Annotated in this window: 10 protein-coding genes and 1 tRNA gene; 6 read left to right on the forward strand and 5 right to left on the reverse strand. The window is 41.8% G+C overall.

Annotated features, from left to right (window positions below; all coding sequences use genetic code 11):
• Positions 1-7: 7 nt before the first annotated feature.
• Both AAC000_RS20195 and rhlB read right to left on the reverse strand, forming a co-directional pair.
• Complete coding sequence (locus AAC000_RS20195) at positions 8-1,525, reverse strand: guanosine-5'-triphosphate,3'-diphosphate pyrophosphatase (protein ID WP_339725360.1); 1,518 nt, start codon at positions 1,523-1,525, stop codon at positions 8-10.
• Positions 1,522-2,784 (reverse strand): ATP-dependent RNA helicase RhlB, encoded by a 1,263-nt coding sequence (rhlB, locus tag AAC000_RS20200; protein WP_339725362.1) that lies wholly within the window; start codon positions 2,782-2,784, stop codon positions 1,522-1,524. The genes AAC000_RS20195 and rhlB overlap by 4 nt, the downstream gene beginning before the upstream one ends.
• A gap of 101 nt (positions 2,785-2,885) precedes the next feature.
• Between rhlB and trxA the strand changes: the two genes are divergently transcribed.
• The 6 genes from trxA (at position 2,886) to AAC000_RS20230 (ending at position 8,266) form a co-directional block, all read left to right on the forward strand.
• Positions 2,886-3,212, forward strand: a complete 327-nt coding sequence (gene trxA, locus AAC000_RS20205; RefSeq protein WP_007625278.1) for a thioredoxin TrxA — start codon at positions 2,886-2,888, stop codon at positions 3,210-3,212.
• A gap of 351 nt (positions 3,213-3,563) precedes the next feature.
• Complete coding sequence (rho, locus tag AAC000_RS20210) at positions 3,564-4,829, forward strand: transcription termination factor Rho (protein WP_339725369.1); 1,266 nt, start codon at positions 3,564-3,566, stop codon at positions 4,827-4,829.
• A 179-nt stretch (positions 4,830-5,008) separates the two neighbouring features.
• Positions 5,009-6,265, forward strand: a complete 1,257-nt coding sequence (locus tag AAC000_RS20215) for an amidohydrolase (RefSeq protein WP_339725418.1) — start codon at positions 5,009-5,011, stop codon at positions 6,263-6,265.
• Between the two features lie 124 nt (positions 6,266-6,389).
• Complete coding sequence (purE, locus tag AAC000_RS20220; protein WP_339725371.1) at positions 6,390-6,884, forward strand: 5-(carboxyamino)imidazole ribonucleotide mutase; 495 nt, start codon at positions 6,390-6,392, stop codon at positions 6,882-6,884.
• 25 nt (positions 6,885-6,909) lie between these two features.
• On the forward strand, positions 6,910-8,049 hold the full coding sequence (locus AAC000_RS20225) for a 5-(carboxyamino)imidazole ribonucleotide synthase (RefSeq protein WP_339725373.1): 1,140 nt from the start codon (positions 6,910-6,912) through the stop codon (positions 8,047-8,049).
• Between the two features lie 141 nt (positions 8,050-8,190).
• Positions 8,191-8,266 (forward strand) — tRNA-Thr (locus AAC000_RS20230).
• 896 nt (positions 8,267-9,162) lie between these two features.
• On the opposite strand, the gene AAC000_RS20235 is transcribed toward AAC000_RS20230, so the two are convergent.
• The 3 genes from AAC000_RS20235 to prmA form a co-directional block, all read right to left on the reverse strand.
• Entirely contained in the window at positions 9,163-11,034 is a 1,872-nt protein-coding gene (locus AAC000_RS20235; RefSeq protein ID WP_339725375.1) for a TonB-dependent receptor, read from the reverse strand.
• Between the two features lie 276 nt (positions 11,035-11,310).
• Positions 11,311-12,075: a DUF1080 domain-containing protein gene (locus tag AAC000_RS20240; RefSeq protein ID WP_339725377.1), complete on the reverse strand. Its 765-nt coding sequence runs from the start codon at positions 12,073-12,075 to the stop codon at positions 11,311-11,313.
• A 36-nt stretch (positions 12,076-12,111) separates the two neighbouring features.
• Positions 12,112-12,990, reverse strand: coding sequence for a 50S ribosomal protein L11 methyltransferase (gene prmA, locus AAC000_RS20245; protein WP_339725379.1), 879 nt, complete (start codon positions 12,988-12,990; stop codon positions 12,112-12,114).
• Positions 12,991-13,015 lie beyond the last annotated feature (25 nt).

Raw genomic sequence — 13,015 nt, forward strand, 5'->3', positions numbered from 1 at the left:
TAAAAATTTAAAAACACTCCAACAGCCAGCCCACTTTATGCTGCTGCCATTTTTCGTTGGCTAGTTCTGCGTCTATCAAAGGGTGTGACTTCAGCCAGCCTTTTGGAAAAGTAAGCACCCACTTTTCATCTGACACTTGAAGCGTAAAATCCGCCAGTAAATTGTCTTTACGGCGAATAGAAAGTAAGCAAGATAAACGTAAGATTCTCACTAATACCAAAAGTGCTTGGCGTACCTCTGGATGGAAGCTATCAAACAGGCCGAGCTTTATTTCTTGCCTATGACATTGTACTAGGGTCTTAATGCCAGCGCGTTGCTGTTGTGTATAACCCACCATAGGCAGGTGGCTAAGAATGTAGGCGCCATGTTGATGATGTAACTTATATTCGATATGCAAACCAATTTCATGCAACATAGCCGCAGCCATTAACATCGCTTCGCAATCCACTTTGCCTAACATCATCTGGTGTTGTACTTGCTTAAACAAGCTAAGAGCAATGCTTTTAACACGATTAGCGTGTTCAGGATCCATGTGGAAACGCTCAATACATTGCTCCAGCGTCTGCAATCTACGGTCATTTTGTTGCATGTTGTCTAACATGCCATAAATAAGCCCTTCCCGTAATGCGCCACCCGATATCTGCATTTCTTGAATATTGAGCTGCTCAAACAGTGCAATCAATATGGCCAAACCACTAGGAAAGATGGCCCTTCTGGACTCGATTAGGCCTTCTATTTGTAATAAATCTATAGTCACACAATCAATACATTGCTGTTTCAAATTATGCAGATAATCAATGCGGATGGAGTCACTGATACCTTGTGTCACCAAAATTTCAGTAATGGCTTGGGGGGTGCCTGATGCGCCTAAACATTGTTGCCAATCAAAACTGATAAAGTCATCTTTCACCGGTTCTAATAATGACTTTGCTGCCTGTATTGCCTGCTGAAAACTCTCTTCTGATATAGTTCCATCAGCAAAAAAGCGCTCTTTAAAGGTGACACATCCCATATTCATACTGATTAAATGAATCGGAGTCATATCATTGCCCACTATAACTTCCGTGCTAGCGCCACCTATATCAATTACCAAGGAATTACCTTGATTTGCTGAGGTGTAAGCCACACCTAAATAGATTTGACGCGCTTCTTCCTCTCCATCAATCACATTTAATTTATGATTGAGAATTTTTTCAGCTTTTTTGATAAACACATCTGCATTGGCGGCCAATCGTAAAGTAGCAGTACCAACAATTTTAATATTTGAAAGGGGAATATCCTGCAAGCGTTCAGCAAAGGTTTCAAGGCAACTCCAACCTCTTTCAAGGCTTTGCTGGTCAAGTATCATGTTTTCATCTAAGCCAGCGGCAAGACGCACTTTTTGCTTTACTTTACCGATAATATGCACACTACCTGCCACAACCCGCACAATGACCATATGAAAGCTATTAGAGCCTAAATCTACGGCGGCATACAATTGCTCAGGTTGAGAAAAGGGTGCAATAATTTCGGTTTGATTATTCATCTATTTCGATTTGGGCGTGGACCTGAAGGTCGTTTTTGATGACTTTTACCACTTTGCATGCGTTTTTTAAATCGCGCTTTGGGTGGAGTTACATCACGCAGTAGGTCATTTGGATTGTACTCTGTCACTGGGATTGAATGTTGCACGTATTCTTCAATCGCCGGTAAATTCAAAGCATATTTTTCACAAGCAAAACTTATTGAACTGCCGCTTTCACCTGCTCGACCTGTTCTACCAATTCGGTGCACATAGTCTTCAGCATCATCAGGTAAGTCGTAATTAAAGACATGACTTACCATTGGAATATGTAAACCTCTGGCTGCAACATCTGTAGCCACCAATACATCAATAACACCACTGGTGAAGTTCTCTAAGATTTTTAAACGTTTATTTTGAGGTACATCACCGCTTAACAAGCCTACCCTATGATTATCAGCTTCTAGCCAATCGGAGACTCTCTCACAGCCGTGTTTAGTATTGGCAAACACAATCGCTTTATCTGGCCATTCTTCTTCCATTAAAGTGAGAAGCAAATAAGGTTTATCTTCGTCAGAAGGGTAAAACAGCTCTTCTTTTACCCGTTCTGCGGTTTTCCTTTCTGGCTCAATCTGCACATGAGTAGGATTGTCCATATGGTCGTACGCTAATTCCTGAACGCGATAAGACAAAGTAGCAGAGAACAACATACTCAGTCGCTCGCTAGATTTTGGCATTCTGTTAAACAAAAAGCGGATATCTTTAATAAAGCCAAGATCAAACATGCGATCAGCTTCATCTAGGACTGCAACCTGAATAGCAGCTAATGAAAAAATATTTTGTTTGTAATAATCAATAATACGACCTGTAGTGCCGATAATAATATCTACACCACCTTGTAACTTTTCCCGTTGACTTTGGTAACCCTCGCCCCCATAAATCAACCCAAGGGTTAAACCCGTGTGTTGGCTAAGTAATTCTGCATCGTTAAAAATTTGCACCGCTAACTCACGGGTAGGTGCCATGATGATTGCCCTAGGCTGACGTTTTGAGTCTTGAGGGTTAGTCAACAAATAGTGGAAAGTGGCGACCAAAAATGCGATGGTTTTACCTGTTCCTGTTTGCGCTTGTCCGGCAATATCATTGCCTTCAAGTAGCTGTGGTAAACTCAACGCTTGAATAGGTGTGCAAAGGCTGAAATTGGCCGCAGTTAGGGCTTCTACAACCTTTGCATTTATGGGTAAGTCTGAAAATTTTGTATCGGTTAAATGTGTAGTTGGCATAGCTTATAGCTTATCATTGCTTGCATTAAAAACCAGTTTCTATATAACAATCATAACCGCGCTGAGTCATGTCAGCCAGAGAAAAAATTACGGAGAAAAGAATGAGCGACAAAATTATCCAGTTATCTGATGATAGTTTCGAGGCCGATGTTATCAATGCTGCTGGTCCTGTGTTAGTTGATTTTTGGGCAGAATGGTGTGGTCCATGTAAAATGATCGCACCGATACTGCATGAAGTGGCTGATGAATTCGACGGCAAAGTAACAGTTGGTAAGCTGAATGTCGATGAAAATAACGAAACACCCCCTAAGTATGGCATAAGAGGCATACCTACATTGTTGTTATTTAAAGGCGGAAATGTAGCGGCAACTAAAGTGGGGGCGTTGTCAAAAGCGCAACTTTTAGAGTTTTTGAACGAAAATATCTAATCTTTGTTATTACAAAATGAAATATAAAAGCTCAGCAAATGCTGAGCTTCTTTTTATATGCAATTACCAGCAACATGCCTACAGCGCCCATTCCTATTGTAAATTAATTGTTATTCAGTTTTTTGAAAAATTGACCGATACTTTAAACAAGCAAGGTGTAATGCAGTTAAATCGGCTAACAAGCAGACAATTCACTGGACGCAGGAATTATTTGGTGCTAACTTTTATAGTGTTCACACCTGAACACCCCTATACTTCGCTCAAATCAGAGATGTAAATAAGTAAAAAACCTTTGAATCACTCAATCAAACTGGCTTTAAAAACAAGCTTCAGCATAAAGACCCACCAATTATGAACCTAACGGAACTCAAGAACAAACCGATCAGTGAACTAGTTAGCCTAGCGGAAGAAATGAAGCTAGAAAACATGGCCCGCGCTCGTAAACAAGACATTATTTTTTCAATCCTTAAATCACACGCTAAAAGCGGTGAGGATATTTTTGGAAATGGCGTACTGGAAATTCTTCAAGATGGTTTTGGATTCTTGCGTTCCAACGACTCTTCATACTTAGCGGGACCAGATGACATTTATGTTTCACCAAGTCAGATCAGGCGTTTCAACCTACGTACTGGTGATACGATAGCTGGGAAAATACGCCCACCTAAAGATACAGAGCGTTACTTCGCGTTATTAAAAATAAGCGAGGTCAATTACGACCGTCCCGAAAATGCTCGTAATAAAATATTATTCGAAAACTTAACACCTTTGCATGCCAATCAGCGATTAGTCATGGAGCGTGGAAATGGTAGTAGTGAAGATATCACTGCTCGTGTTTTAGATTTAGCCTCTCCAATTGGTCGTGGTCAACGTGGTTTGATCGTTGCACCACCTAAGGCAGGTAAAACCTTATTATTGCAGAACATCGCTCAATCCATTGCGGCGAATCACCCTGAATGTTTATTGATGGTGTTGTTGATTGATGAACGTCCTGAAGAAGTGACCGAAATGCAGCGCTTGGTGCGCGGTGAAGTAGTTGCTTCTACATTTGATGAGCCAGCCAGTCGCCACGTACAGGTGGCTGAAATGGTGATTGAGAAAGCCAAACGTTTAGTTGAGCATAAAAAAGACGTGGTTATTTTACTCGACTCCATTACCCGATTAGCGCGAGCCTACAACACTGTTATACCTTCATCAGGCAAAGTATTAACAGGTGGTGTAGATGCCAATGCATTACACAAACCTAAACGTTTCTTTGGTGCGGCACGTAACATTGAAGAAGGTGGAAGCCTAACCATCATTGCCACTGCATTGATTGATACTGGCTCTAAAATGGATGAAGTGATCTACGAAGAATTTAAAGGTACAGGTAATATGGAATTACACCTGAACCGTAAAATTGCTGAAAAACGTGTCTTCCCAGCGATAGATTACAATCGTTCTGGTACTCGTCGAGAAGAGTTATTAACCACTCAAGACGAATTACAAAAAATGTGGATATTACGCAAGATAGTCCATGAGATGTCTGAGATAGACGCCATGGAATTTCTTATTGGTAAGTTGTCTATGACAAAAACCAACAATGAGTTCTTTACTGCTATGCGCAGGCAGAAAAGTTAATCATATTTATGTTTACAAAAATCCGCTTTCAGGGAACTGTTAGCGGATTTTTTTTAACTTTTTTGACGCATCTTTGCTTAAAATTTGACAAGCCCATGTGCTTTTAAGATATTAGATATCCGTTCACTTACAGTCGATGTTTTATGAAACCCTTCATACCCGCCGTATTGTTAATATTAATGTTTACCCCTCGAATAATCGCTGCTGCTAGTCTTGAACAAATGCTTGCGGATATCGAACCTGAGGTCATCAAATGGCGTCATCATTTACATCAAAATCCTGAACTCTCTAACCGCGAGTTTAAAACAGCAAAATACATCACTAAACACCTTGAAAGCCTAGGGCTAGAAGTACAAACGGGTGTAGCGATAACAGGTGTAGTAGCAGTACTTGACAGTGGTAAACCTGGTCCGGTAGTGGCTCTACGGGCGGATATGGATGGACTGCCGGTACTTGAACAAAATGACTTACCCTGGAAGTCGACTCAACGTGGAGAGCTTGAAGGTAAGGATGTGCCAGTCATGCACGCTTGTGGACATGATACCCATGTTGCTATGTTAATGGGAGCTGCAGAAATTTTAGTGAAGATGAAGAACAAATTACGGGGCAAAGTGAAGTTTATTTTTCAACCCGCCGAAGAAGGCGCTCCTAGAGGTGAACAAGGAGGGGCTGAGATGATGGTTAAAGAAGGTGTACTTAAAAACCCTGACGTGGACGTGATTTTTGGCTTACATATCAGCTCAGAGACGGATGTAGGTAAAATACGCTACAAAGAAGGCGGCGCGATGGCGGCCGTTGACCCTTTTAAAATTGTGATTAAGGGCAAACAAGCCCACGGTGCTTACCCATGGTTAAGTGTTGATCCTATTACCACTGCAGCACAGATTATTATGAGCTTACAAACTATAGTCAGTCGAGAAATCAAACTCATTGATGAAGCAGCTGTGGTAACTATTGGTTCTATTCATGGTGGTAACCGTTCAAATATTATTCCCAGTGAAGTAGAATTGGTTGGCACCATACGTACTTTAAACAAAGCGGCTCGCGAACATATGTATGAAGCCCTGCCCAGAAAAGTACAAGGCATTGCAGATAGTATGCGCGCCGAGGTGACAGTCACATTACCATTAGATTATTATTATCCCATTACCTACAATGACCCTGCATTAACAGAAAAGATGGTGCCTACGCTGATTAAAAGTGCCGGACGGGACAATGTTATTTACAGCAAAGCAGTCACTGGCGCTGAAGACTTTTCATTTTTTCAGGAACAAATACCGGGACTCTATTTGTGGGTTGGAGGTAAACCATTAGATACTCCAGCAGACAAAGCCCCTGCCCACCATACCCCTGAATTTTATGTTGACGATTCAGGTATGAAAACCGGCGTAAAACTGCTCACAGACTTAACCATGGATTACATGGATCTGCATTAAAATAGACTTATTCAAACCACCAATTCAGGTGGTTTCTATGCTCGAAGGGATAGGCTACAATACGCGTCCAAAATTTTAGGGGATGATTCCCCGAACCACCAAATGAGATTTAAGAGAGAAAGTTATGCCAAACGTGGCGATAGTAATGGGATCAAAATCTGATTGGCCCACCATGCAAAACGCAGCTCACATGTTAGAAAAGCTTGGCGTCAGTTATACGGCCAAAGTTATCTCTGCTCATCGAACCCCCAATTTACTCACTGACTTTTCTGAACAAGCGGCGAGTCAGGGTTACCAAGTAATTATTGGTGGCGCGGGTGGTGCAGCACATTTACCCGGCATGATTGCAGCGCATACCCATTTGCCTGTTTTTGGAGTACCAGTACGCTCTAGCCAACTCAATGGCATTGATTCTTTACTTTCTATAGTGCAAATGCCCAAAGGGGTTGCTGTAGGCACTTTAGCGATTGGCGAAGCAGGTGCAGCAAATGCAGGATTACTGGCAGCGCAGGTTATTGCCCTGCAAAACCCAGAGGTACAACAAGCAATCAAAGATTTTCGTGCTGAGCAAACCGCTACTGTGCTGGCACAAGATGAATTGGTCCTCCCCTCCTTATGATAAAAACCAACGTGAGAATGTCTAAATGAGCATATTAGTTCTTGGGTCAGGTCAATTAGCAAGAATGATGGCTTTAGCAGGCTATCCACTTGGAATAAGTGTTCAAGCAGTAGACGTTGCAGATAACAAAATTGTCGATCCTGTCACTAAACAGGTTATCAATAACTCCCTAGATAGGCTGATAGAGGAAGTCAACGCTATCACAGTTGAGTTTGAGCATATACCAGAAGATCTGCTCGAGTTAGTTCATGGAAGCGGTAAGCTTAAACCTAGTGTAGAAGCTATTTTGGCAGGCGCTGATAGACTTCGAGAAAAGAAGTTACTAGAAAAACTGGCTATTGCTAACTGTCCATTTGAGATAGTCACAGACGTTGAACAATTGGACGCAGCAGTTGAAAAACTCGGCGAAAAATTGATTATTAAAGCCAGTCGCGATGGTTATGATGGGTACGGCCAATGGCGCCTACAAAACAAAAACGATTTGCCAGAATTAAAAGAGAAATTATCGCAACTAGACTTACACAAAGTACCTTTAGTGGTAGAGAAAATGCTCAACTTTGATCGTGAGCTTTCATTGGTTGCAGTGCGCAGCAGCAATGGTGAGATTGCCTATTACCCTCTCGCCGAAAACTTACACCATCAAGGGCAACTGCATGTTTCTATTGCTCCCGCTCCACAAGTTGATGAAACACTTAATCAACAAGCACAACAAATTTTCAATAAATTAGCGGAATCCCTAGATTACGTAGGGGTATTAGCGGTTGAGTTTTTCCAGATTGGACAACAATTATTAGTGAATGAAATAGCACCTCGAGTACATAATTCAGGGCACTGGACTATGCAAGGCGCAGACACTTGTCAGTTTGAAAACCACCTCAGAGCCGTAAGGGGATTACCTTTAGGCTCAACTAAAGTCACTTCACCAACAGCTATGATCAACATCATTGGCTGTAAAGCATTCAATCGAGATATGCTTAGTATTCCCGGTTGCCATTTACATTGGTACGGTAAAAGCCCAAGGCAAAAGCGCAAGATGGGTCACTTTAATTTATGTGCAGATAATTATGCTGAACTTGGTAAAACAATGCAGGCTTTGAGCGAATACGTGCCTATTGAAAATTTCCCTTTGCTAGAGGCTGAAGCAGTAAGATTGATTAAACTTTAGACGTTCGATTGAAATTTTTTTTTATTTGATTGACAACATTTAAATTATGCATACAATGGCGCTCGCTTTCGGGATTAGCTGCTACCAAGCAGTTTACCAACAACCCAAAAGTGGCGTCACCCAGAAAGATTTACCCTGTGTGCCGACTTAGCTCAGTTGGTAGAGCAACTGACTTGTAATCAGTAGGTCACCAGTTCGACTCCGGTAGTCGGCACCATTTTCTCGTGCAACTTCATCGAAACAAAAAGCAAAGCGTAGCGATTTCTGATTATTGAGATGACATTTGCGCAACCCACCACTAAGAACAGCCATAAGTAATCAGGTTTATTCCGTGAAAAATCTTATAATCAGTAGCTAAGCCTCATAGCAGTTCGACTCCGGTAGTCGGCACCATTCTTTCCGTGCAACATTCATCGAAACAAAATACTGAGCGAAGCGACTTCCCATTATTGAGATGACATTTGCGCAACCCACCAGTAAGCACAGCCATAAATATTCAGGTTTACTTTCTAAAAATTCTTTTGAGTAGTCAAATACACGGCCATGATGATATGCACCCAAGCTCGACTTCCCGCGCGGCGTCCGCATGTCGAGCTGTTCAACTGGGCGCTGCGGTACAGCTAAAAAGACCAGTTTCACCTCCGGTAGTCGGCACCATTTTCTCGTGCAATTTCATCGAAACAAAAAGCAAAGCGTAGCGATTTCTCATTATTGAGATGACATTTGCGCAACCCACCAGTAAGCACAGCCATAAATATTCAGGTTTACTTTCTAAAAATTCTTTTGAGTAGTCAAATACACGGCCATGATGATATGCACCCAAGCTCGACTTCCCGCGCGGCGTCCGCATGTCGAGCTGTTCAACTGGGCGCTGCGGTGCAGCTAAAAAGACCAGTTTCACCCCCGGTAGTCGGCACCATTGTTACTCTAAGTATCATCCAAGCTGGCTTTTAATCTGTAATTAAACCATATAGCAGTTAACATTCAGCAGTAGGGTGCAACTGCGCATAAACTCGAAACAAATAGTCATTGAATCAAACGCAAGCGCAGCAAATATTGATTTTTGAAGTGATACTTACCCAACTCTAATATCATTAGAGTGAATCCAAACTGTTACATCTTATAGTTAATACCCAAATAAAACGCCGGACCATTAGCTTCGAAACCAATATCATCCTGATAATCGCTATTGGTAATATTGGTTAACTGCAAAGTTAGCCGCCAGTTAGCATCATATTGATATTGCAGATTTGCATCCAATCGCGCATAACTTTCTAGGGTCTGTTGTTGAACTTCGCCAGTGTATAAAGTGGTGGCATAGCGTTCATCAACCCATAATACTTGGAGGTGATAACTTAACGGATCATCGGGACGATAACCTATAGCACTACCCAAGGTGATTTTTGGCCGGCCATTAAGAGGATTTGGCGCTTCGATATCGCTGTAATTAAATTGCCCATTAACTAGCCATTTTTTATTTATCGACTGCCATTGAACACTGCCATCAACACCACTGATATCAACACTAGCTCGGTTAACATTAGTAAACAGTTCAGCATCAAAATCAATTAAGTCTCGATATTCATTATTAAAATAGTTAGCCGTTGCGCTTATTTGTGAGCTCTGCCATTCAACACCAAATTCCATAGTGACTGAGGTTTCTGGCTGCAAATCAGGGTTACCCACTAGGGTGTGGCCTAATGCAAAAAAACTCGGTAATTTAAAACCCTCACCTCTATTGGCTAAAATGCTCAGATTATCGGTCAATTGATAGCGCATACCCAACTGCACACTTTGATCCCCATCAAATCCTTGTGCATCGTCGTGGCGCACACTGGCTTGCAACAGCATATGCTCAAACACAATGCCATTTATATTCAAAAAAGCACTGTCGATGCGGCGATCCAAATCAAAGGTTGTAGGTAACGTAAAGCCTATTTCCAAATAACCTTCGCTAACGCCTTCTTCTTTTTTTGATTCTAAACCTACATTTACCCAAAGTAGCTCTTGATCTCCAATGGTATTTACCCAAGTGGTGCTGGTGCGGTTAAAGTCTGTTTGTGCGCCATTTGCTGGTACTGATGAGTAAGGCACTATGCCTGGCGATTGGTAGTTATCTTCGCGACTAAACCAAGTACTAGACACCCTGCTGTTCCATAAAGGCGTGATTTGCCATAACCAATTAACTGCAGCCTGCTGGTTAAGGTAATCAGTACTGTCCAAATCTTCACTTTGAGCAAATTTGGGCCCACCACTTTGCTCAGGGTAGGTGGTATTGCTGCCATCAAAATAACGGTACGCAACATCAATTTGGTGCGCGTCACCTAGCCAATTTAGTTTTGCCACCAAATCCTTGTTCTTGGCCTTGCTGCCTTCTAGGGGTTCTCCAGCATCTTTCTTTTGGGCTTTAATTGAATAGCCAAGATTGGCTACCGAACCAGAAATCCCAGCGCCGTATGTATAATAATCATCACTTCCAAATGTCGCAAAAGCGTTCACTTCAGTCTTACTTCCTGGCTCCATAGTAATAATATGAATAACACCCGCCAGAGCATCAGAACCGTAAACGGAAGATTGCGCACCTCGAATAATTTCAATGCGTTTAATGGATTGCATGTTTATATGGTTAAGATCGACAGACCCACCACGGGTGTTGGTTGGATCATTTAATTGCACACCATCCACCAAAACTAATGTGTGATTACTTTCGGCTCCACGCATCACAATAGAAGTTAAGCCACCCGGGCCTCCTTGTGATTCGATCCATAAGCTCGGCATCTGACGTAATGCATCAACCAAGCTGTGTGGACTTAACGCTAATAATGCATCCCGCTCTATAATAATGGCTGACGAAGTGAGTTGCGCTTGCTCAATAGCGCTATAACTTCCAGTGACTAGTATATTTTCAATATTATCGTTTTCTTCTGCTATAGCTGACATGCTCGCAGCTAAACTTACGGCTAATCCAAGATGATGTAGTTTCAAATCAAACCTCAGGTAATTAAAGAGTTCCAGCAACAGCTGGCTGTAAATGAATATGAGCTTATTGCTCTAACTTAGAAAAAGAAATTAAACTGTAGTGGGCTCCTATTATTTCAAAACTCGACAAGGTAAATAACCCCTTCGACTGTAACAAAAGGTGTTCAATCCCTCGGAGTTGTGACGAGTATATCTATGGAGGGGGTTAACTTAGCCTTATGGATATGACGGATTAGCACATAACAATCCGTCACCCGAAAACCTCAAGCTTTTATTGGCTTGTTATAACTTTCTTAACCAAATATTCCGAAAACTTACTGGATTTCCATGATCCTGTAAGCGAATGGAATCACAGCCATGCGCGTCATAAACTGGTGCCCCAATCCAAGCAGTAACACCTTGTATTTCGACATTATTTTGGACCAAAACACCGTTATGCAAAACTGTTGTTTTCCCTTTAGTTTTGAGTTTTCCCGAAGTATCAAACACCGGCGCGGTATATATAATGTCATAACTTTGCCATTCACCCGGAGCCTTAGTGGCATTCACTAATGGAATATGTTGTTTATACACGGCGCCAGCTTGACCATTGGCATAGGTTTTATTGTTGTAGGAGTCGAGTATTTGAACTTCATAACGTTGCTGCAAAAAAACGCCGCTGTTATTGCGACCTTGTCCAGTTAACAATTCTCCTTGTTCATTCGTTATTTGGGTGGGCATCTTCCATTCAATATGTAATTGCACATCACAAAACGTCTCTTTGGTTTTAATATCACCTGTACCCGCAACCACAGTCATAGCACCATCTTGTAGTAACCATTCGGCTTTACCTTCTTTCACACTTTGCCAAAGATCTAAAGACGAGCCATCAAACAATACTGTTGCATCCGATGGTAGGTTATTTTTATCAAAAGTAACGACCTCAGGTGTTGGCTCCCAAACCTCTGTTATTTCTGCCTTTTGCCAAGGCTGTATTTCTAACGCGATTGTTGTTAATGAGAAGACTAAGCTGCTAATAAGTAGTGATGATTTAAATCTAATACGCATTTTTTATCCCTTGATACTTGTGATGGGTTAACCCGTCTATTTTTTAATCCCAGACACCCTAGCCCACTCACCATCAATGGCAATGGTTTGCATACTAAAAGTGTCGCTATACAAAGCGTTAATCTCTTCTGCCTGATTATCTAAAATCCCCGACAACACTAGCTTCCCTCCGGGTTTACAGTAAGCTGAGATAACTTGTTTTAACTCTCTTATTGGCCCTGCCAAAATATTCGCAAGCACCACATCAGCTTCTAATATTGGTTGATGTTCAGGCAAATATAACTCAATTTTTTCGCCTACATCATTCCGATTGGCATTATCTTGGCTGGCCAATAATGCCTGTGGATCGATATCAATGCCTACTACACGTTTAGCGCCCAATTTAAGGGCAGCAATCCCCAAAATCCCTGAACCACAACCAAAATCAACCACTGTCGCTTTGGATAGATCTAAACTATCTAGCCATCTAAGACACAAACTAGTAGTAGGGTGAGTACCAGTCCCGAAGGCTAATCCGGGGTCGAGCATCACATTCACAGCATTGGGATCAGGTACATCGCACCAGCTTGGGCATATCCATAAACGTTCACCAAATTGCATTGGATGGAAGTTTACCATCCATTCTCTTTCCCAGTCTTTGTCTTCTAATTGGTCTAACTTGTGATTAAAGTCTTTACCTAAGAGTTTGGACTTACTCAGTTGACTTATGACCCGGGTCATATCGTATTGCGCGTCATATAAACCCACTATTTGTGTATCAGGCCATAACATGACTTCTCCAGGTTTAGGCTCATACATAGGAGTATCTTTGGCATCCACGAAGGTCACGGCTTGCGCCCCATTGGCTGATAACATTTCGCCAATTTGCTCAGCGTTTTCAGCTTGGCTGTTGATTTTTAATTGGATCCAAGGCATTAACAAACTCAATATTAGAAATTTT

It is taken from the genome of uncultured Paraglaciecola sp. (genome assembly GCF_963977085.1).
Taxonomy (GTDB): Bacteria; Pseudomonadota; Gammaproteobacteria; order Enterobacterales; family Alteromonadaceae; genus Paraglaciecola.